We start from the raw sequence: 20,841 nt of genomic DNA on the forward strand, positions 1-20,841 counted from the left end.
AGAACTATGCCACGCCGACGGGGTTCGCTCGCAGATCTGCCACTATTCGGTTTGCAACTTCGGTCATTCCGCCGGCGGTGAAGTGCAGTCGCTGCGCTGTCGACTCCGAGAACATGCCCTCGAACCACCGCTGCTCCGGCGCAGCGCAGGCATCGTGTCCACCCGCGACGGCGTCCGTGGCGATGTCGATGACGTGAACACCGTACCGGCCGGCGATCGCGGCAAATTGTGTGTTGAAACGCGCGTAGTAGTTCATGAACCACGCCGCGTCACCGTCCGAGAACGGAACGTTGGGCCAGCACGCCCTGGCACCGATCATCCCGCCTGCTCCGACCATGTAGATCCGGGCCTGCGGGGCCCGTTCCGTCAGCGCAGCCAGAGTCTTGTCGAGCGAATCGGCAGCCTGATCGATGCCGGACTGCGCGAGGGACTCGGTGAGCGGATCGTTGCGGCATCCGCGATCGACGCCCGGTGCGGGAGCAGCGCACAGCGCCCCCACGATCAGGGTGTTCGAGTCGTTTCCACCGACCGAGAGCGTGATCAGATTCGTGTCCGGGTGTACTGCATCCAGTTGGACCGGCCACTGCGTCGGAATCAGTTGGGGTGTGGAGATGATGTTCTCGCTACGAGCAGCACTGCATGACACATCCGCGAACTCCGAGGTTGCGAGTTCGCGCGATATCTTGCCCGCGAAGTTCTCGTAGGACCGTGAGCACCCGTCGGGGTACATCGGTTCCAAGCGCGGTCCCGACGCCCGGGAGTCACCGAGAGCGGTGTACTTGATGCCTGCGTTGTCCCCGGCGTCCACCGGAACCGACGCGTGTGCGGCGCCGGCACCCGCCAACGTCAGAACCAGTCCCACAACAGTGGCCGCAACCGAGCCGAACCGCATCCCACGATTAATCATCTACCGTGCCAAGCCCTTTCACACCCCAACTGAATTTCACTCACTACGCCATCAGGAAACGGCCCAGTTGTGGTGCGGCTTCACCAGCGTGCTTTGCCTGGATTCCCTCGCCGATCGCCTGCAGCTTCCATTCACCGTTCTGCCGGTACACCTTCGCCATCACCATTCCGGTGAAGGGCATACCGCCTTGCATCGTGTACCGAGCCAGTTCGGAGTTGGTGGTGCTGTCGACCAAACGGCAGAACGCATTCTGTACCTGCTCGAAAGTGTGTCCGCGGTAGGACGTGACGGTGAAGATCACCGCATTGACGTGTGCCGGCACGCGCTGGAGATCCACCGTCATCACTTCGTCGTCACCATCACCGTCGCCGGTCAGGTTGTCACCCATGTGACGCACCGAGCCGTCCTTCGACGTGAGCTGTCCGTAGTAGCAGACGTCGACCAGATTGCCGTCGGCGTACAGGAGTGCCGACGCGTCGAGGTCGACGTTGGCCGTACGACTGCCGAACATGCCGCTCTTCTTGATCGGGTCCCAGCCGAGCCCCATCTGGATCAGAGTGAGCGCAACGCCGCCCTCCTTGCGGAGCGTGACCTTCTGTCCCTTGGTGAGGCTGACGGGGCGACCCTTCACGAGGCTCACCTCAGCCGGCTGCGCGGGCGGCTGGTTGTACACCGGCGGAGCGGGCGGGACCGGCGGAGCGTTGTACGACGGCTGCTGTTGGGGAGGCTGGTTGTAGGCCGGCTGCTGTTGGGGAGGCTGGTTGTAGGCCGGCTGCTGTTGGGGAGGCTGGTTGTAGGCCGGCTGCTGCGGCGGCTGGTTGTAGGCCGGCTGCTGCGGCGGCTGGTTGTACGCCGGCTGCGGGGGTGCGGCCTGGGCCGCGGGTGCTGGTGCGTCGTCGACGGAGACACCGTGATCCGTCACCAGTGCTGCAAATCCACCGGCGTAGCCCTGCCCGACGGCGCGGACCTTCCACGCGCCCTGACGGCGGTACACCTCGAGTGCGATGACGATGGACTCGCTGGACAGCCCGTCGATCACGTACTCGTACAGCACGTTTCCGGCGGCATCCGATACCCGAGCCGTGGGCGCCGCGGTGCGTCCGAAATTCGAGGAGGTGTCGTCGAGAGTGATCACGGCACGAACCTGCTCGATGTCGGCAGGCACACCGGCCAACGAGACCTTCAGCGACGCGATGCCACCCGGGTTGGGAACCAACTGCACGCCTGGCCCGGTGGGCTGGTTGAAGAAGACGAAGTCCGCGTCGGAGCGCACTTTGCCGTTGCCGGCCACGAGCAGTGCGGAGAGGTCAGCGGCGGCGGCCAACTGCACCGAGACAATCACCTCCGGCACATCCAACGGACCGTTCTGACCTTTGGCAAGCGATACAGACAACTACATCTCCTTCATTTCAGAGCGTGCATTACTTAGAGAGCTGCTCGGACTCTTGCGGTGTTCCGACCGTCATCGCTCCAACGTGGGCGGAGAACCAACGCACTATCTCCGCACTCGCCGCGATACCGGATCCTTCTGTCACAGTAACGGTCCGCCGTTGCCAGTTGAGTTCTTCCAGCTCACCGTGCCGGGGCCGGATCGCGAAGTCCGCATATTCGAGCATGTCGGCATCGAGCGCACCGTCTCCGGCCGCCAGGACCGTGCCGTCCGGCGTGAGCTCGCCCGCGTCGACGAGTCGGGCTCGCACCTCGGCGAGGGCTCGAGATTTCGAGACCGCGTCCGGCATCGTGTAGATCTTCCGGCCCTGGCGCGAAACGTTCCATCCGCGTGAGGTGCACCAGGCACTCCAGTCCGCTTCGAACTCGGCCGGGATGGTCGACAAGTCCACTACCAAGTACGGGAACAGTTCGTCTGCCACCCGCATGGAACTGACCCAGCTGACGTCGATGCGGGTTTCCAGTTCGCTGTGAACGTGCGCCAATTCCACACCGGCGCTGCGGGTCGATCGCTCGATCTCACTGCGCCAGCCGAGGTCGGGCTTTCCGTCCACCAGGATGTTGCCGCCGTTGCTGGTGATCGCGTATTTCCACGGAGCGCCCGGCAGGTCGATGCGCTGGAACTGCGCGATTGTCCGGGTGGTCGTGGGAATCACCGGTGTTGCCGCGCTGAGCGTCCGAAGCTGATCGATGGTCTCGGTGCTCATGTGGGATAGTGGACCGCCGTTGTAGTACTCGACGCACACGTATTGCTGTGCCGAGGTCAGATCGGTGCCGCTGGGATCCCCACCGATCGCGTTCTTCGAATAGATCATCGTGCGATCCAGATCGGTCGCAATCAGTACCGGCGACGCACTCATGTGATGTCCTTGATCAATCCGACGCAGGAGTACGCAAGATCGGGCACTTCCTCGACCGGGACGCCGCGAGCTTCGGCCAGCAGGCGGATGTGCGCATGTTCGGGTGCTCCGCTCTCGCGAACAAGCACCTTCCAGGGCAGTCGACGAAGCAGCACGCGGGTGGTCTCACCGACGCCCGGTTTCACGAAGTTCACGGTCGAAATCCCGTACGCCGCCTGCACCTTCTCCACCGAGTCCCACCCGGCCCACGTCGGTGTTCGATCCGAATCACGCACAGCGGCAAGTGAATCCGCGACATCGCCTCGCACATTGCCGAATTCTGCCGAAACAACGTCGAGTAGACGGTTGGAGACATCGACATCGGCAAGATCGGCGTAGAACTTCGCGCCGTGAAAGTCTCCGGGGCCGATGAGGGTGTCGTTGAGAACCGTCCGCGAGACCAGTCCGGACACAGTCGAATTCAGGCATGCCGACGCGATCAGGAAGTCGTCTCGGGTGCCATAGGTCCGAACGCAGTAGCCGGGATCCGCAAGAACAGCCAGGTCCGGATTGAATTCGGCGCCACCCGCAGCATGATATTCGGCGAGAGCGGCCTCGAGTTCCCGGGCGATAGCACCCTTGCCCGTCCAGCCGTCGACAAAGACGATCTTCGACGCATCATGATGGCGCGCAAGATAATCGAGTGCAACGGAATCGATGCCCTTACCCCGCACGATCGACACGGCATAGTGCGGCAACGTCAGTCCGTGGACGTGCTGCGCCCACCGACGCATCAAGATTCCGATCGGAGTACCCGCGCGGGCGAGCGACACCAATACGACGTCGGACCCGCGCTCGGCCAGCACCAGGTCTGTGACCGTTCCGACCGCACGCGCCAACCGGGGCGCGCTCTCCGACAACACGGTTTCGAACAGTTCGCGATACGCCGCATCGGGTTGGTACTCGATGGGAAGAGATTCGGCATAGTGCGCTTCACCCGACTGAATACGCTTCTCCCGCAGCGCAACATCCGCTTCGAGGTCGACGTGAGACAGGTCCTTGAGCAACCACGTCACTTCGTCGGGGGCATACGAACCGAACTCGGGTCCGACCAGAGGCGTCGTCATTTGCCCTCACTTTCTCTCGAATCCCGCAACGTCGACGGGTTTGCGCCGCGCACCGTTGCCACGACAACATCGGTCCCGGCATTTCTCAGTGCCTCCACGACACCGCCGGACGCCATCAGGCGATCGGTGTCGGCTGGCTCGTCCACGATCAGCACGACAAGTGCGTCGACTGCCATGTCCGGCCACTGCGCGTTGTACAGAAAACGCGGATCGTTCTCGCCGGATTCCGGTGCAACAAAGGTGAATCCACGACGCAGCGGGTAGCCGACGTGATCCATGACGTACGCCGGAGATCGCGTTGTCGTCTGGTATCGCACCTGGCGGCCACCGAGTTCGAGACCGCTCGCGATGCGAAGAGGGAGATACATCAACTCTTCGTGACCGACCACAATCAGTGCACGGCCTGGTTCCACCGTCGAATCCAGAACCTTGACAGCGGCTTCGACCGCGCTGTCGAAATCTGCCGAGTCCGCGTCGAGGAATCCGTGCCGGCCTCCGTCCGGTACTGCCGCAGGCCACGGTAGGTCCACTCTGGTGACCGCACCGCGACGGGTACCGGCAATATTGAGAGTGGGAGCATCCAGTGCCGTGACTCGTTCCGTCAGCCCGAACGGCAGAACGGTGGAACCCGATGCGAGACTGACGTAGTCGATAGCCACTCCCAATTCCGCTGCGGCCGCATCACTGGCCGCACGGTGCTCGTCGGTTCTCATGTCCACCAGCGACGCCACGACGTACCGCTCGCGCGGGCACTGGCCGTACAGTGCGCGAATGGCATCGATAGCTGTTGCACCGGTCGATATTTCATCGTCTACCAACACCAGGGGCAAATTGTTCTCGAACAGTTCCGCCGACGTCGGCTGCATCAGGTGACTCGTCGCATGCGAGTGCCCCTCCTCGAACCCGGCCAGGGTGGTCGCCCCGGGTACGTCGCGGCGCGTCGAATGCAGGTAGCAGTGGGCATGCAGTCGGGCAGCAACACAATGACCCAAACCCGTTGCAGTTTCGGCAAATCCGAGCACTACAACGTCAACACCGACGCCCAGGCGCTCGCGCACCAGGTCCCCCAGTTCGTCGGCGGCCCCGATGACGACCGACGGCTGCGTCGGGATGTGTTTGCCGAGTACCGTCGACACCAACAGGTGTGCCCGGCGCGGGTTGCGACGCAGTCCGGGAATCACCAGCTCCGGCACCGTCCGTCCGACAGCGGAGTCGCCGTGTACAAGATCCAATCCGAATTCTTCTGTGGCCCAGGGAACCGACCCCACACTGCTGGTCATCGATCAACCAACGCCGTCAGCAGTTCGACAAAAGTGATCCCCTTGTTGGTCACGCCGAAAACACGTGCGCGCAAGGCCGTCTGCCTAGCCCAGTTGCGGTGCGGCTTCATCTCATTCATCTTGTTCCGGTAGCCGGATGCCTGAACTCCACCGCTCTCGACGCCCAGAATGTCGAGAGCGTCGTGGTACTCCTCATGCGTGACTGCGGACAGCGCATTGACCGCGGCAACATGCGATGGGTGGATAACCGTCTTACCTTGAATGCCATTGGCCCGGTCCAACGCGATTTCCCGCAACAGACCGTCCAGGTCGCGGCTCACCAAGTGCTGGCGGAACCGTACCGCGTCGTGCTCCTCGAACGGCGTCGCTCGCAGCATCGGACGGAACATACGCTCGTGGTCGGCGAAGTACTCCCACACCGGCCCGGTAATGACAAAACCCGAACCATCGGCTCGGCCAAGATAATTGACGATGTCGGCGATGACATCGACAACCACACGCACGTCGTAGATCGTCAAGTCACGGTCACGGCGGATGCCGAACGTGCTGCACATATCGGTGGCGCCGATGCGAACCGCAAGAATGCGATCCCGATGACGAGCCAGAAGCGCCTGGACACTGCGCAATTCATGATCGCGGGTATCACGGTGTACCAGTTCCGGCGATTCGAGCACCGGCATGGCATAGAGGTGCTTTCCGAGCGCCTCGGACGCGTCAGCGATGGCATCGAGGAATGACTCGCCGGATTCACTCCCGAATTTGGGGATCACAAATCCGGTCAGCGCATCGCGCCCAATCGTCAGCGATCGGGCAATGTCCGCGATGTCGGACACTTCACGGACCCGGACGAAGAGCAACATGCCGACCGCATCCGTTGCCGCGATCTTGTCGAGCGCGGCCACGGCATTGGCCCGTGCAGTTTCCACCTCGTCGTCCGCGACGGCGTCCTCGAGGTCGAGAACCATCGAACTGACACCTTCGGCAGCGCGCTTCTCCACGATCTCGGCCAGCCCTGCACGCGTCGCGGGAACGTAGAGAGTCGCGCCCAAGGCGATCGCCAGCAGATCTCGCTCGTCGGAATCGCTGAAGGTCCGGGGAGCGTGCAGGAACAATTGCTCCCGCACGTCATCCTCGAGGTGTTGAAAGTGCTGCATGTCTCTTCTCTCTATGACCGATGGCAATTCCACGTTTCATTCCCCCACTTGTTTTTCGGGTGTCCATCCCGATCCCCCGATCGGTCCCGACCTGCATATTCAGTTTCCGGTCAGCGTCTTCCTGCTTGCATCCGCATCTTTTCGACGACTTCGGTGATGAACGCCGAAACCGAATCCAACTGCATGACATACGACCAGTAGTCCGGATGAGTTCCCGTCAGTGACGCAGCCGCCCGTTCGATCCGCGCCAACTGCGCATCGAGCACAGACCCCCATTCCGCCACCAGACCGTGATTGACGGCAAACATCTGCGCGTCTTTCAAACGAAAACGGACCTGACGCTCTGTTTCTGTCGGATCTGCCCGAACTGCCCGAAGTGTTGTCAAACGATCCGTCACAGCATCGACGCAAGCCTCCGCCTCGGCAAGATGCAGACGCGCATCTGCCATCAACGCCAACGCATGCTCCGGATTGCCCACATCCAAAGCCTGCATTGCCTCGTTCAAATCGGCAGCGGCGTTATCGATATGTTCACGACTCCGACTGCTGTTGTTGACCAGATCTGCTGAACTCGCAGCATTGAACTCCCGGAGCAACGCCGAATACGCAGGGTCGAGGCGATCCACCCGCGTTCGTACCGCGGCCAGCCTCGTCGACACGGCCGACACCGTCGTCTGCGCATGTCGCTGCGTGGACGGTGCCTGTGCCAATGCTTCCGTGAGTGCTGCTGCCGCGGCGTTGACCCGCTCGGCTTCGACCCGGATTTCGTCTGCCCGCTCACCGTGTTCCGCCCGGGCGAGCGCGGCAACGGCCGCGTCCAGATGCTCCGACGACGCAACAACCGACGGGTACTCGCAATAGCGCCGATCGGTATCACTCAATGCGCGGCGAGCGGCCTCGGCAGCCGTGCGCGCCTGCTGACCGAGAACCGGAATCGTGGACATCGTCGTCGTGGCCTGCTCGAGGTGGCTTCGGTTGCCGTTGTAGAACGCATCAATGCTTTGAGCTGCGGATACCAGTTCGGCCACCGACTTCTCGAAGGCCGCAGTGGCAGTACGCGCATCACGATGGAGTGCCTGGTCGTTCCCGTACTGCTCGCTCGTGGACAGGTAGTTCGACACCGCCACGTAGCACTTGTCCCTCACCGGTTTCCAGGCCTCGCCAAGGCCACGCTCGGGGAAGAGCTCGGTCGACGCTTTGACGGCCGCAGAAGCAATCGTCTGGCGCTTGTCCATGTCGAGAAACGCCGAGACCATCGCAGTCTGCGCCTCCCGCGCACGACTGATCGACTCCTCCACGCTCACCCCCCGATTGAAGCGCTCCGACCATCTGCCTACCACGATTGAATCCTACGGGGCCGACTGCTTGCGCTTCCGTTTCGATTTCCACTGTTACCGCAGCCACACCCGAAGTGCCGTTAGGGTGGAGGAGGTAAACACATTCCCAAGACGGCCAATCGTCGTCGCGGGCCATGTCTCTTCTCTTGAAAGGACCCCTGAATGGGCGTCAGCTTGACCAAAGGCGGCAATGTCTCTCTCACGAAGGAGGCCCCGAACCTGACCGCAGTGGTTGTCGGCCTGGGCTGGGACGCACGTTCCACCACCGGTGCAGCCTTCGACCTCGACGCCAGCGCAATCGGCGCAGGTGCAGACAAGAAGGTCGTCTCCGACCAGCACTTCATCTTCTTCAACAACCTGCGTTCGCCCGACGGCTCGATCGAGCACAAGGGTGACAACACCGACGGTGAAGGCGAAGGCGACGACGAGCAGATCGACGTGAACCTCGCCGCTGTTCCGGCCAACATCGAGAGCGTTGTCTTCCCCGTCTCGATCTACGACGCAGAAGCACGCTCGCAGTCGTTCGGCCAGGTCCGCAACGCGTACATCCGCGTCGTCGACAAGTCCAACGGCAACGAGCTTGCCCGCTACGACCTGTCCGAGGACGCCTCCACCGAGACCGCAATGGTCTTCGGTGAGCTGTACCGCAACGGCGCCGAGTGGAAGTTCCGCGCTATCGGCCAGGGCTACGCCTCGGGCCTCGCGGGCATCGCACGCGACTACGGCGTCAACGTCTGATAGTCGACCTACCGTCGAGCTGACCAAAGGGAGAGTTCCGCAGTACGCTGTGGAACTCTCCCCTGCTTCGTCTCGATTGCGGTGAGATAACCGCTGCAGTAACCACTGCGCACTGACCAACTAGAAAGGGCCACGCTCCGTGGTACTGCGAATATTCGGTTTATCGATCGGCATTTCGATCCTCGCGATGATCGTCGCGTTCATCTACGGCGGACCCGAGGCGCTGTTCCTCGTTGTCATCCTGTCAATTCTGGAAATTTCGCTTTCCTTCGACAACGCCGTCATCAATGCCACCGTTCTGCGAAGAATGAGTGATTTCTGGCAGAAGATCTTCCTTACTGTCGGCATCGTCATCGCGGTGTTCGGTATGCGTCTGGTGTTCCCGCTTGTGATCGTGTGGGCGGCATCGGGCCTGGGTCCGATCGCAGCACTCGACCTTGCGCTGAACCCGCCGGCCGACGACGCCGCCTACTTCCCCAACGGCGATCCGAGCTACGAAACACTGATCACCGACGCTCACCCGACAATCGCAGCATTCGGTGGCATGTTCCTGCTGATGCTGTTCCTCGGCTTCATCTTCGAAGAGCGTGAGATCACCTGGCTGTCCTGGCTCGAGAAGCCCCTTGCGCGGATCGGCAAGCTGGATCAGCTCGCAGTTGTCGTTGCCGGCCTCACCCTCGTTCTGGCAGGTTCGTTCCTGGCCGCAGACGACAAGGTCACGACGGTCATGATCTCCGGCGTGCTCGGCATGATCACGTACATCGCCGTCAACGGATTGGGTGAACTCTTCAACCTGCCCGAAGAGGACGAAGACGAAGAGACCGCCAAGTCCGGCGGACCCTCCGAGTTGGCCAAGGCAACAGGTAAGGCCGGGTTCTTCCTGTTCCTGTACCTCGAAGTCCTCGACGCGTCCTTCTCCTTCGACGGCGTCATCGGCGCGTTTGCCATCACCTCGGACCCGATCATCATCGCTCTCGGCCTCGGCTTTGTCGGCGCGATGTTCGTCCGCTCCATCACCGTCTTCCTCGTCCGCAAGGGCACGCTGTCCGATTACGTCTACCTCGAGCACGGCGCCCACTGGGCCATCGGCGCTCTGGCCGTCATTCTGATGGTGTCGATCGGCGTTCACATCAACGAGATCATCACCGGCCTTGTCGGTGTCTTCTTGATCGGCGCCGCCTTTATCAGCAGCGTCATCCGAAACAAGCGGATCGCGAATGAAGATCCGAAACTCGACGAGAACACTCCAGCCACAGTCTGAGTTTCTTTTCTCGAACGCCCGCGGCCGATTCCGGTCGCGGGCGTTTTGTTTTGTTGTGCCGGAATTGCTGTGCTTGCCGCGCGGCTGATCTTCAGCCGCGCGCCTGATCAAGCCTGCGGGCGCACAATTGGCGCGCGGATGGGTTTTCAGGAATCCCGGAGGCCCATCAGACGCCGATGCGTTAGGTGGTAGGCAAACCCGCCCGCGCGACTGCGCCGGCAAAGAGAGCGGTCACTGCGGCGCCCATTGCCTGTTGATCGACTTCTTCCGGGTCAACGGAGTGCTCGAGGACCAATCCGGATATCAAGGCCATCAACGAGATTGCGGTAGTCCGCACGTCGAAGGCATCCTCGACGCCCCATTCACTGGCTCGCGCTCCGATCAACTCCACCAGTTGACTGCGCAGGTGCCGACGCTCTCGGAGGTATGCCTGGGCGATCTGGGGGTCACGTCCGGCGAGGACACCGAATTCGAGGACGAGCAGCAGCCACCCGGGGTTGCCGGCCATCCACGACGCGATTGCCTCGCCGCTTTTGCCGGCGGCGTCGGTGGGGCTCATGCCCGCGATTTCGGCGAGCACCCGCCCGGCCAGTTCGAGTGACCGTTGCGCAAAAAGTTCGGCAAACAGATCTTGTTTGGACTCGAAGTTGGAGTAGACGGCCCCCTTCGTGAAGCCTGCTCGGCGGGCCACTTCGGTGAGACGTGCAGCACTGAATCCTTGCTCGGCAAATTCTTCCGCCGCAGCGTCGAGCAGTCTTTGCCGCACAACGTCGCGTCCGGGGCGGGTTGCCGGCACGAAGTCCGGTTGACGAGATTCAGTCACGATACCTAGAGTATTCAATACCTCGGGTATTGACAAGCTCTTTACTTTCGACAAGATCAGGACTCATCGTGACCACAACGCATCCGGCACACGCCGCACCGGAAACACCCACGCCTCAGCACGAACACCCCAGCGACAACTTGCTCGCCAAATACGGCGCCCCGAAAGTCATGGTCGCGCTGTTCGTCGGCATGATCCTGCTGCAGATGGGCTTCATCCTCAGTTACGTCGCCGCGTTCCATCAGCCGACGCCACGTGACATCGAGATTGTGGTCATCGCAGATCAGGGCACACCGGACGGCATGGATCAGCAGATCGCCGACAAGCTCAACGCCATCGACGGCAGCCCCCTCGACGCGCGTGTTGTCGACAACACCGCCGCAGCGCGTCGGATGCTCCACGATCGCGAGATCCAGGGAGCGTTTGTCATCAATCCGGCGGGAGCCGACACCCTGATCACCGCCAGCGCGGGTGGTAGTTCCATTGCGACGTCACTCGAATCGATCTTTACCCAGGTCGAGGGCAGTCAGAACCGCGAGTTCGTGGTGCGCGACGAGATCCCGGTGGGCGCTCACGACAACCGCGGCCTGTCCGGCTTCTACCTCTCGATCGGCTGGGTTGTGGGCGGCTACCTCTTTGCCGCTGCAATCGGCCTGTTCATCGGTGCACCGAAGACACTTCGACAGGCAGCTGCGCATACCGGTGTGATCGCCGTGTACTCGGTGATTTCCGGAGCGCTGGGCGCACTCATCACGTCGCATGTTCTCGGGACCTTTGCCGGGCACTGGCTCCCACTCTCCCTACTGGGAAGTGCCGTCGTGTTCGGCACGGCAATGTTCACGGTCGGACTCCGCGCGGCAATCGGCGTCCTCGCCGTTCCGTTGGCGATCGCAGTGTTCGTCATCCTCGGTAATCCCAGTGCCGGAGGCGCTTTCGGCTCGAACGTGCTCCCGTCTTTCTATGCGGCAATCGGCCGATGGATCACTCCGGGCGCCGGCACCGAGGGTGTTCGAAGCATCGTGTATTTCGGCAACGTCGGAGTCGGCCAGCCAGTACTGACACTTTTTCTGTACGCCGTGGTCGGCGCCGCCATGTTGTTCGGATTTACAATCAGGAAGAACCGAAAGTCCGCCGACACAGTCCCTACTCCGGCTGTGACAATCGCCGACTAGTCCTACTCTTGAATTCATGACGAGCCTCCTCCACCCCAACGCCTCGCACGTCGCCGAAACTCTGATCGCTCGCGGTCATCACGGCGTCATCGTCACGCAAGCCGACGCGACGCACACTGCCGAAGAAGCAGCGGCAGCTGTCGGGGTGGAGGTGGGCGCGATCACCAAGTCACTCGTGTTCCTACTCGACGACGATCCAGTGTTGTTGCTGGTCTCAGGCTCGCACCAGGTCAATCTTCAGGCAACTGGTGAGCGTCTCGAGGGCAAGCTGACGCGAGCTCCGTTGGAGATGGCAAAGGCCGCAACCGGTCAACCCATCGGCGGAGTGGCGCCGCTCGGACACCCGACCAACCTGCCGACGTATGTCGATACTGCGCTCGAGCCGTATCCGATCCTGTGGGCGGCAGCGGGCCATCCGAACACGGTCTTCCGCACGACGTATCCGGAACTGTTGCGCATCACAGCTGGCCTTGCCGTGGATATGGACTAAGCACGATCGGACGCGCCCTTATAGTGGGTCGAAAGACCATATTTCCCACCGGAGAGCCCCCGTTGACTGACACGCCGAACGATATTTCCGACCCAACCCCTCCCGACGCGACCGCCGCTCCCGAGTTGTCTACCGGCATCTGCGCCGCCGACTACCGGGCAGCACTGGGCCGTCACCCGGCGGGAGTCACTGTTGTCACCCTCGACTCCGGCACCGGACCGGTAGGTTTCACGGCGACCTCGTTCTCGTCGCTCTCACTCGAACCGCCGCTCGTGTCGTTCAACATCGCGGAGACATCGTCGAGCATCACCGCTCTGAAGGCCGCGAAGTCCTTGGTGATTCATCTTCTCGGTGAACACCAACAGCATTTGGCCCAGCGCTTTGCACGCAGCGCGGATCAGCGTTTTGCCGATCAATCACTCTGGGCTGTCCTCGATACCGGCGAGCCGGTTCTGCACGGCACGCCCAGTTGGATGCGCGTCACGGTCGATCAGTTGATTCCGGTGGGCGATCACACCCTTGTTGTCGGACTTGTCACCCGAGTCCACGCCGACGAGGACGATGATTCCGCTGCGGCGCCACTTCTTTATCACGAGGGCAAGTACTACCGCCCCACTCCGCTGGGACAATAACCTCAAACAACGAAGGCCTCGCCGGGTATCCGGCGAGGCCTTCATAGTTCGCGAAAGAACTTACAGCGCTACGTACTTGGTATCGAGGTACTCGTCGATACCTTCGGTTCCACCTTCGCGACCGAAGCCCGATTCCTTGACACCACCGAACGGTGCTGCGGCATCGGAGATCGCGCCGCGGTTGACGCCGACCATGCCGGTATCCAGCTTCGCCGAGACACGCATCGCACGATCGATGTCGCGGGTGTAGAAGTACGCGACAAGACCGAACTCGGTGTTGTTGGCTGCGGCGACGGCTTCATCTTCGGTATCGAAACCGACTACGGCTGCAACAGGTCCGAAGATTTCTTCCTTCAACAGACGCGCGTCAGCGGGAACCTGATCAAGGACCGTCGGGGTGAAGAAGAATCCGGGGCCTTCGGGTGCCGATCCACCGGTGCGAACGCGAGCGCCCTTGGACACGGCGTCGTCGACGAGTCCGGTGACGGTGGCGAGTTGCTTGGTGTTGATGAGCGGGCCGATGTTGGTGCCCTCGGCGTCACCTGCGCCCACCTTCAAGGCCGCAACCTTGGCAGTGAACTTGTCGGTGAACTCTTCGCGGACCGAGTTTGCAACGTAAATGCGGTTGGCTGCGGTGCAGGCCTCGCCGCCGTTGCGCATCTTCGCGAGCATCGCACCGTCGACAGCTGCGTCGATGTCTGCGTCGTCGAAGACGATGAACGGAGCGTTGCCACCCAGTTCCATGGACGTACGGAGAAGCTTGTCAGCTGCATTGCGCACCAACAACTTTCCGACGCCCGTGGAACCGGTGAAGGTGACCTTGCGCAGACGCGCATCTTCCATCAGCGGTCCGCTGATCGCCGCGGCGTCGGAGGTCGGGAGGATCGAGAGCACACCGTCAGGCAGGCCGGCGTCGGCAAATACCTGGCCGAGAAGCTGCATGGTGAGCGGAGTGTCCTCAGCCGGCTTGACGATGATGGTGCAGCCGGCCGCAAGTGCCGGTCCGATCTTTCGGGTTCCCATGGCCAACGGGAAGTTCCACGGGGTGATCGCGAGGACCGGTCCGACGGCTTCCTTGGTGACGAGGATGCGACCGTTGCCGGCCGGAGCCTGTGTGAAGCGGCCACCGATGCGGACGGCTTCCTCGCTGAACCAACGCAGGAACTCGCCGCCGTAGTTGACCTCACCGCGACTCTCGGCCAACGACTTACCCATTTCCAGGGTCATCATCAACGCGAAGTCCTCGGCGCGGGCGTGCAACAACTCGAATGCGCGGCGCAAGATCTCGCCACGAGTCCGAGCGGGCGTAGCGGCCCAATCATCTTGTGCCGCAGCAGCAAGATCGAGGGCACGGATACCGTCAGCTGCCGTGGCGTCGGCTACCTGAGCCAACTCTTCGCCGGTTGCCGGGTTGTAGACCGCAAAGGTCTTCTCGGCCGGCGTGAGCTTGCCACCCAACCAGAGACCCTGGGGTACAGATTCGAGAAGTTCCGAGACGTTCGACATGTCAGTTCTCCTGTGCTGCAGTGCGAATAGCAGACTCGAGGACTGTCAGGGCGTCGTCGAGCAGCTCTTCGGAAATGACCAACGGAGGGAGTAGACGAATGACGTTACCGTAAGTGCCGCACGTGAGGATCACAACGCCTGCCGCGAGGCACGCAGCTGCGATTGCCTTCGTGATGTCGGCATCCGGCTCCTGTCCGCCGGGCTTGACCAGCTCGATGGCGAGCATGGCGCCGCGTCCACGAACGTCGCCGATGACGTCGAGTTCCTTTGCCAGCGCGTTCATTCGACCGACGACGGTGGTCTCGATGGTGCGGGCGCGACCACAGAGGTCCAGCTCGTGCATCTGGTCGATGGATGCCAGCGCCGCGGCGCAGGCGACGGGGTTACCGCCGTAGGTGCCGCCGAGGCCGCCCGGGTGGACGGCGTCGATCAGGTCGGCGCGGCCTGTGACAGCTGCGAGCGGCATGCCGCCGGCGATGCCCTTGGCAAGCGTGACCAGGTCCGGGACGATTCCCTCGTGGTCGCTGGCGAACCAGGCACCAGTGCGAGCAAAGCCTGCCTGGACCTCGTCGGCGATGAAGACGACGCCGTTCTCCTTGGCCCACGCGACGAGCGTCGGGAGGAATCCTTCTGCCGGAACGATGAATCCGCCCTCACCCTGGATGGGCTCGATGAGGATGGCTGCCGTGTTCGACGCGCCGATCTGCTTCTCGATCATCGTGATGGCGCGCTGCGCAGCCTGCTCGCCGGTGATCTTCGAACCGTCGACGTTCAGTCCCTCGCGGTACGGGTAGGACATCGGAACGCGGTAGACCTCGGGGGCAAAGGGACCGAAGCCGCTCTTGTACGGCATGGACTTTGCCGTCAGTGCCATCGTGAGGTTGGTGCGGCCGTGGTACGCGTGATCGAACACCACAACGGCGTCGCGGCCCGTTGCGTGACGAGCGATCTTGACGGCGTTCTCGACGGCTTCGGCGCCGGAGTTGAACAGCACGGAACGCTTCTCGTGGTCACCGGGGGTGAGTTCGGCGAGGCGCTCGGCGACCTCGATGTAGCCCTCGTACGGAGCGACCATGAAGCAGGTGTGGGTGAAGTGCGCAACCTGATCCTGAACTGCGGCGACAACAGCCGGGTTGGATGCACCGACGCTGGTCACGGCGATACCGGCACCGAGGTCGACGAGCGAGTTGCCGTCGACGTCGACGATCACTCCGCCATCTGCGTCAGCGACGTACACCGGAAGGGTGGACGCAACACCGGCGCCGACAACCTTCTTACGACGCTCTGCGAGCGCAGCCGAGCGCGGGCCCGGGAACTCCGTGACGATGCGACGTTCCTGCGGAAGCCGGTATTCGATTGCACTCATGTGACCACCCTCTCGGTTGTGTATTGCATTCGAGTATGCGACGCGCGAGCACCATCGAGCAGTGCCGAAATGGATATCTACCTACTCAGGCCTACTCCACATCGGCAGCTCCCGCTAGCCTTGAACTCGTGACCGTTCCGATCTCCTGGCTTCTGCGCCAGAAGCACCTGTCGCTGACATTGCTGACCGACCCGTCGTCATCCACTCAGCCGGTTACGTTTGCGCAGGCCACAGAGCTGACGGACCCCACTCCGTGGCTCTCGGGCGGGGAACTGGTGCTCACCACCGGGCTTGCATTCGTGGGCGCTACTGCCACTGATTTTGCCGACTACGTCGACCGTTTGGCGGCGGCGGAAGTGTCGGCGCTGGGGTTCGGAACGGGACTTTCTCACAAAGAAGTCCCGCCGGAACTTCTCGCAGCTGCCAGCGGTCGCGGACTTCCCCTGCTCGAAGTTCCGTTCACCACACCGTTCGCGGCAGTCACCCGCGCGGTGATGACCCGGCTGAGTCAGCAGGAGTACGAGTCCGTCCTGCGCGCCGCGGAAGTACAGACGCGCATCACCCGGGTTGCGCTCCGCGGCGGTGTTTCCGCGATCGTGCGCGAACTGGCCACGGCGACAAAAACTTCGGTTGCGTTTGTCGGCGACCGCATCACCGCCGTACATCCGGCAAATCAGAAGTCGCTGATCTCCGAGGTGCGCGCCGTGGCCGCGACCACTCGCGATCCCAATGCACCGGCATCGATTTCGCAGAGCACCCCCGAACGGACACTTACGCTCTCCCCGGTCGGAGTGACCGACAGTTGGCACGGCTACCTGGCCCTGGCCGGATCGGGACCACTGAGCAACATCGACAGAGTGCTTCTCGGACACGCTGTTTCCCTGTTGACCTTGGAACTCGAGAAGCCAGTGCGCCTGCGGGCTGAGCGATCCAAACTGAACTCCATGGCATTCGGCTTGCTACTCGACGGACGAATCGCCGAAGACGCTGTGCCGTCGTATCTCGGCGAAGCGAGTGACACCAACGGATTGGTACGCGTCGTCCACATCCGAGGATCAGCGCTGGGACCTGCTCTACGCGAGCTGGACAGCGCACTTGCACGCGCAGGAAGACCTCTTTTTGCCCAGGTGGAGAACGCCGCACTCACCGTGCTGCTTCGCGGCAGCGATACCGTCGACACCGCACAAGCGCTTCTGGCGCAGCTGTCTCCGAGCGAATCCAAATCGGTTCGCGCCGGGATCAGCACGCCGCACCCAATTCTCGACGCTGCGCGCGCACTGGTCCAAGCCCGCGCCGCAGCCAACCTCACAACGGCTACAGCGCGCATTCTCGAATTCGATGCACTGACGGGTTCGACGATTCTTGCGTCCGAACCGGCAAGAGAAGCACTTGTTGCCATGGCCGCCAACACGATTCCCGTACTGACCGAACACGACGACAAACACGGAACAGCGCTCGCGATCTCGCTCCGCGCTTACCTCGAGGCCAACGGCCAATGGGAATCTGCCGCTTCCGAGCTCGGCATCCACCGGCACACTCTCCGAGGTCGCATCACCCGCGTCGAAGAACTCTTGCGGTGCGACCTCGGAGAGGCCAGGGTCAGAGCTGAACTACTGCTGTCGTTACTCGCTTGGGAGAGCCGCTGACAAAAACGACGATGTGCCGCGGATCAGCAGTTCGAGTTCTGCGTCGACAGTGCACAGTCGTGCCGTGTCGAGCGGACCACTGCGGCGAACGCTGGACATCAGCGTCGTAAATCGGTGCACAGCATCGAGATTGGCGCTCGACCACCGCTGCACCACGCCGTCACGATCGTCGTCGAGAGCACCTGACACAAGATCCGCGAATCGCGTCGTCAATCGAGCATGAACGGCAGCGCTGCCCATGACCTCCCAGTGTGAAGCTCCGACGGAAACGTCGACGCCGCCGAGCACGTCACCCAGATCGAGCTCTGCGGCAAGCTCACGGTAGAGGGTTGCGGCCGCCTGGACCGACGTATTCTCCTGCAGTGCAAGGTCGGCCAACGCCAGAGCCCCGAAGGACACCTCGATACGTTCGCTCGAGTTCAGCCCCGCCGTGAGTTCGCGCACCGGCCCCGACCAGCGATCGATGTCTGCCCGCGGGTTCACCGCAAACCGTCCGGCCGCTCCTGGCCGTCGCAGCACCCAGCTCATTTCGGACTCGAGCAACTGTTGCAGTCGATCGAGTGCCTGAAGTTGTTCGGCAGCATCAAGATCGGAGTTCAGAATGCCGCGGCGCAGCTCCTCGGTTCCGAGCACCTCACTGACCACCGCATACGCCAAAGACGCTTCCGGGCTACGCACACCCAAGTGCTCTTCCAACCGGAACAGAACACCCGGCCCGACGCGGTTGACCAATTCGTCGACCACCGACGTGATGATGATGTCACGTGCGAGTCGGTGCGTGTTCACAGCTTCGGGCGCTGCCTCTACCACCGACGGCGGGAAGTACTGCGTCAAACGGCCGGCAAAGATCTTGTTGTCAGGGGCCTCCGAGGCACCCAACTCGGCGGTCAGCACATTCTTCGACTGAGCTACCAGCACAGCAAGTTCGGGGCGAAGAAGCCCCTGACCTGCCCGGGCCCGCACGGCAAGCGACTTGGCGTCCGGCAGCGATTCTTCGACGCGTTTCATGGCGCCCGCGGCAATCAGATTCTCGATCAGTCGCTCATGCTGGTCGAGAAGCGCCGGCGCTCGATGCTCGGCCAGGCTGATGGCGAGGGTTTGATCTTCACTGGCCTTCAGTACCGACGCGGCTACCTCGTCCTGTGCCGACGCCAGAAGCGCATTTCGTGAGTCGGAATCCAACCCCGCCAGAGCGATTTTGATGTTGACCTCACGGTCCGACGTCGCGACACCGGCCGCGTTGTCGATGAAGTCGGCGTTGATTCGTCCACCGCCGGCGGCGTATTCGATCCGCGCGCGCTGAGTGAAACCGAGATTGCCGCCCTCCCCGACCACGCCCGCGCGCAATTCGTCCGCACTCACCCGAACGCCGTCGTTGGACGGATCGGCCGCGTCGACGTTGCTCTCGGCCGACGCCTTCACGTAGGTGCCGACGCCCCCGTTCCACAACAGGTCGACCGGGGCGCACAGGATCGCCCTGATCAATTCCTGCGGGGTGAGCTTCTCCTCGGTGATTCCGAGTGCGTCACGTGCCTCGCGCGGAAGACTGATGGACTTTGCGCTGCGCGGCCACACGCCTCCGCCACTCGATATCACGGTGCGATCGAAGTCGTCCCAGGACGAGCGCGGCACGGTGAAGAGGCGGGCGCGTTCGCGCAGCGTCGCCTCCATGTCGGGGTTCGGGTCGATGAAGACATGGCGGTGGTCGAACGCCGCAACCAGACGGATCTTGTGCGAGAGCAGCATTCCGTTGCCGAACACGTCGCCGGACATGTCGCCGATCCCTGCGACGGTGAAGGGATCGGTATCGACGTCCACACCACGCTCGGCAAAATGGCGTCGCACAGCCACCCACGCGCCGCGGGCGGTGATGCCCATAGCCTTGTGGTCGTAGCCGGCCGAACCACCCGACGCAAAGGCGTCGCCGAGCCAGAAACCACGCTCGATCGCAATACCGTTCGCCACGTCGGAGAACCGGGCGGTTCCCTTGTCCGCTGCCACGACAAGATACGAGTCTTCAGCGTCGTACGCGATCACTTCGGCTGGGTGTACCGGCGAGCCGTCGACGATGTTGTCCACCACGTCGAGCAGTCCACGAATGAACGTGCTGTACGACTCCTGCACCTGGGCCGGTGTGGGTGAGGATGTTCCGCGCACGACAAAAGCGCCCTTCGCTCCGGTCGGAACGATGGGCGAGTTCTTGACGCTCTGGGTTTTCATGAGGCTCAAGGCCTCGGTACGGAAATCTTCGAACCGATCGGACCATCGCAGACCGCCACGTGCCACCGACGAACTACGCAGGTGAACGCCCTCGACATTGGGAGCGCTGACGTAGATTTCGCGGAACGGAACCGTTTTCTGCGGCGTCGACAGAAGCTGCGAGTCGATCTTGAACGACGCGTACGGCAGCGGATTGCCGGCGTCGTCGCGCAGGTACCAGTTGGTGCGCAATGTTGCTTGGAGGAACGAGCGAACGCCACGAAGAACTCGGTCTTCGTCGAGAGTGTCTGCGCCGTCGACCAACTCGTCGATCAAGGTGATCGCGGCGGCAACCGCCACACTGCGCTTCGGCACTGCCGGGTCGAATCGCGCGGTGAACAGTCCCAGTGCCGCCCGCACGAAAGCGGGCTTCGCTGCCAGCACTCCCACGATGTAGCCTTCGGACAATCCGATGCGTGCCTGAGCGAGGAACCGGCACGCCGCGCGCAGCAACTCTGCGTCACGCCACGTGATGTCGGCTCGTCCGATCAGGCCCGAGAAATTGTCCATCCGGGTCCTACCTGCAACCACAGCTTCGAAAGCCGAGGCCATCTTCTCGAGTGCACCGCCGTCGAAGGCACAGGGCTCGAAGGTGAAATGATGCGCCGATCCGAGAACTGTCGGAAGCGGGCGGTGCGTCGACACTCGCAGTCCGAGGGATTCGAAGTTCTCGCACAGATCGGAGAGGGAGGGCTCTCCGGACGGCCACAGAACCACGCCGGTCAGTTCGTCACCCTGACGGAAAACCAGTCGTTGACCCGCTGCTGCCAGCTCGGCAACCAGTCCCAACGCTGGATCCGTCGAGTCTGCGAATTCTGACTTGGTTGCCGTTGATGTGCTCGCCATTGAACACCC

Annotated in this window: 17 protein-coding genes; 6 read left to right on the forward strand and 11 right to left on the reverse strand. The window is 62.5% G+C overall.

From position 1 onward, the window contains the following. Positions 1–4 precede the first annotated feature (4 nt). The 7 genes from V2B23_RS15305 to V2B23_RS15335 form a co-directional block, all read right to left on the reverse strand. On the reverse strand, positions 5–907 hold the full coding sequence (locus tag V2B23_RS15305) for an SGNH/GDSL hydrolase family protein (RefSeq protein ID WP_430951112.1): 903 nt from the start codon (positions 905–907) through the stop codon (positions 5–7). A gap of 43 nt (positions 908–950) precedes the next feature. Next, positions 951–2,300: a TerD family protein gene (locus V2B23_RS15310; protein ID WP_430951113.1), complete on the reverse strand. Its 1,350-nt coding sequence runs from the start codon at positions 2,298–2,300 to the stop codon at positions 951–953. 28 nt (positions 2,301–2,328) lie between these two features. Next, positions 2,329–3,216: an HAD family hydrolase gene (locus V2B23_RS15315; protein ID WP_430951114.1), complete on the reverse strand. Its 888-nt coding sequence runs from the start codon at positions 3,214–3,216 to the stop codon at positions 2,329–2,331. Next, the gene (locus V2B23_RS15320; RefSeq protein WP_430951115.1) at positions 3,213–4,322 is read right to left on the reverse strand and encodes a cysteine protease StiP family protein; all 1,110 of its coding nucleotides are present in this window, start codon (positions 4,320–4,322) and stop codon (positions 3,213–3,215) included. The genes V2B23_RS15315 and V2B23_RS15320 overlap by 4 nt, the downstream gene beginning before the upstream one ends. Beyond that, positions 4,319–5,602, reverse strand: a complete 1,284-nt coding sequence (locus tag V2B23_RS15325; RefSeq protein ID WP_430951116.1) for a phosphoribosyltransferase family protein — start codon at positions 5,600–5,602, stop codon at positions 4,319–4,321. The genes V2B23_RS15320 and V2B23_RS15325 overlap by 4 nt, the downstream gene beginning before the upstream one ends. After that, positions 5,599–6,756, reverse strand: coding sequence for an HpcH/HpaI aldolase/citrate lyase family protein (locus V2B23_RS15330; RefSeq protein WP_430951117.1), 1,158 nt, complete (start codon positions 6,754–6,756; stop codon positions 5,599–5,601). The genes V2B23_RS15325 and V2B23_RS15330 overlap by 4 nt, the downstream gene beginning before the upstream one ends. A 110-nt stretch (positions 6,757–6,866) precedes the next feature. Beyond that, on the reverse strand, positions 6,867–8,012 hold the full coding sequence (locus V2B23_RS15335; protein WP_430951165.1) for a hypothetical protein: 1,146 nt from the start codon (positions 8,010–8,012) through the stop codon (positions 6,867–6,869). 243 nt (positions 8,013–8,255) lie between these two features. Between V2B23_RS15335 and V2B23_RS15340 the strand changes: the two genes are divergently transcribed. Further along, positions 8,256–8,831, forward strand: a complete 576-nt coding sequence (locus tag V2B23_RS15340; RefSeq protein WP_033236300.1) for a TerD family protein — start codon at positions 8,256–8,258, stop codon at positions 8,829–8,831. Between the two features lie 139 nt (positions 8,832–8,970). Continuing rightward, positions 8,971–10,092, forward strand: a complete 1,122-nt coding sequence (locus V2B23_RS15345) for a DUF475 domain-containing protein (protein WP_430951118.1) — start codon at positions 8,971–8,973, stop codon at positions 10,090–10,092. A 181-nt stretch (positions 10,093–10,273) separates the two neighbouring features. Here V2B23_RS15345 and V2B23_RS15350 read toward each other — a convergent pair whose 3' ends face one another. Continuing rightward, positions 10,274–10,915 carry a TetR family transcriptional regulator gene (locus tag V2B23_RS15350; RefSeq protein ID WP_430951119.1) on the reverse strand — a complete coding sequence of 214 codons (642 nt, stop codon included), beginning with the start codon at positions 10,913–10,915 and terminating at the stop codon, positions 10,274–10,276. 68 nt (positions 10,916–10,983) lie between these two features. On the opposite strand from V2B23_RS15350, the gene V2B23_RS15355 reads away from it, so the two are divergent. The 3 genes from V2B23_RS15355 to dszD all read left to right on the forward strand — a co-directional run bounded on the left by V2B23_RS15355 (position 10,984) and on the right by dszD (position 13,209). Continuing rightward, positions 10,984–12,087 carry a hypothetical protein gene (locus tag V2B23_RS15355; RefSeq protein WP_430951120.1) on the forward strand — a complete coding sequence of 368 codons (1,104 nt, stop codon included), beginning with the start codon at positions 10,984–10,986 and terminating at the stop codon, positions 12,085–12,087. A gap of 16 nt (positions 12,088–12,103) precedes the next feature. Continuing rightward, positions 12,104–12,577, forward strand: a complete 474-nt coding sequence (locus V2B23_RS15360; protein ID WP_430951121.1) for a YbaK/EbsC family protein — start codon at positions 12,104–12,106, stop codon at positions 12,575–12,577. 62 nt (positions 12,578–12,639) lie between these two features. Continuing rightward, a complete protein-coding gene (gene dszD / locus V2B23_RS15365) occupies positions 12,640–13,209 on the forward strand; it encodes an NADH:FMN oxidoreductase DszD (RefSeq protein WP_430951122.1) in 570 nt (189 codons plus the stop codon). 60 nt (positions 13,210–13,269) lie between these two features. Here the strand turns inward: dszD and V2B23_RS15370 are convergent, their stop codons facing one another. Then, entirely contained in the window at positions 13,270–14,715 is a 1,446-nt protein-coding gene (locus V2B23_RS15370; protein WP_430951123.1) for an NAD-dependent succinate-semialdehyde dehydrogenase, read from the reverse strand. 1 nt (position 14,716) lies between these two features. Beyond that, positions 14,717–16,081 carry a 4-aminobutyrate--2-oxoglutarate transaminase gene (gabT, locus tag V2B23_RS15375; protein ID WP_033236294.1) on the reverse strand — a complete coding sequence of 455 codons (1,365 nt, stop codon included), beginning with the start codon at positions 16,079–16,081 and terminating at the stop codon, positions 14,717–14,719. A gap of 128 nt (positions 16,082–16,209) precedes the next feature. Between gabT and V2B23_RS15380 the strand changes: the two genes are divergently transcribed. Further along, positions 16,210–17,727 (forward strand): PucR family transcriptional regulator, encoded by a 1,518-nt coding sequence (locus V2B23_RS15380; RefSeq protein ID WP_430951124.1) that lies wholly within the window; start codon positions 16,210–16,212, stop codon positions 17,725–17,727. Here the strand turns inward: V2B23_RS15380 and V2B23_RS15385 are convergent. Next, positions 17,704–20,832 carry an NAD-glutamate dehydrogenase domain-containing protein gene (locus V2B23_RS15385; RefSeq protein ID WP_430951125.1) on the reverse strand — a complete coding sequence of 1,043 codons (3,129 nt, stop codon included), beginning with the start codon at positions 20,830–20,832 and terminating at the stop codon, positions 17,704–17,706. The two genes, V2B23_RS15380 and V2B23_RS15385, sit on opposite strands and share 24 nt — an antisense overlap. Positions 20,833–20,841: the final 9 nt, after the last annotated feature.

The organism is Rhodococcus sp. 24CO, assembly GCF_050586165.1.
Classification (GTDB): Bacteria; Actinomycetota; Actinomycetes; order Mycobacteriales; family Mycobacteriaceae; genus Rhodococcus_F.

Excerpts from the sequence above, each read along its gene's own strand:
- V2B23_RS15305 (WP_430951112.1), bottom strand. The coding sequence starts at position 907 with ATGATTAATCGTGGGATGCGGTTCGGCTCGGTTGCGGCCACTGTTGTG.
- V2B23_RS15315 (WP_430951114.1), bottom strand. The coding sequence starts at position 3,216 with ATGAGTGCGTCGCCGGTACTGATTGCGACCGATCTGGATCGCACGATG.
- V2B23_RS15320 (WP_430951115.1), bottom strand. The coding sequence starts at position 4,322 with ATGACGACGCCTCTGGTCGGACCCGAGTTCGGTTCGTATGCCCCCGAC.
- V2B23_RS15325 (WP_430951116.1), bottom strand. The coding sequence starts at position 5,602 with ATGACCAGCAGTGTGGGGTCGGTTCCCTGGGCCACAGAAGAATTCGGA.
- V2B23_RS15330 (WP_430951117.1), bottom strand. The coding sequence starts at position 6,756 with ATGCAGCACTTTCAACACCTCGAGGATGACGTGCGGGAGCAATTGTTC.
- V2B23_RS15335 (WP_430951165.1), bottom strand. The coding sequence starts at position 8,012 with ATGGTCTCGGCGTTTCTCGACATGGACAAGCGCCAGACGATTGCTTCT.
- V2B23_RS15340 (WP_033236300.1), top strand. The coding sequence starts at position 8,256 with ATGGGCGTCAGCTTGACCAAAGGCGGCAATGTCTCTCTCACGAAGGAG.
- V2B23_RS15360 (WP_430951121.1), top strand. The coding sequence starts at position 12,104 with ATGACGAGCCTCCTCCACCCCAACGCCTCGCACGTCGCCGAAACTCTG.
- V2B23_RS15370 (WP_430951123.1), bottom strand. The coding sequence starts at position 14,715 with ATGTCGAACGTCTCGGAACTTCTCGAATCTGTACCCCAGGGTCTCTGG.
- gabT (WP_033236294.1), bottom strand. The coding sequence starts at position 16,081 with ATGAGTGCAATCGAATACCGGCTTCCGCAGGAACGTCGCATCGTCACG.
- V2B23_RS15385 (WP_430951125.1), bottom strand. The coding sequence starts at position 20,832 with ATGGCGAGCACATCAACGGCAACCAAGTCAGAATTCGCAGACTCGACG.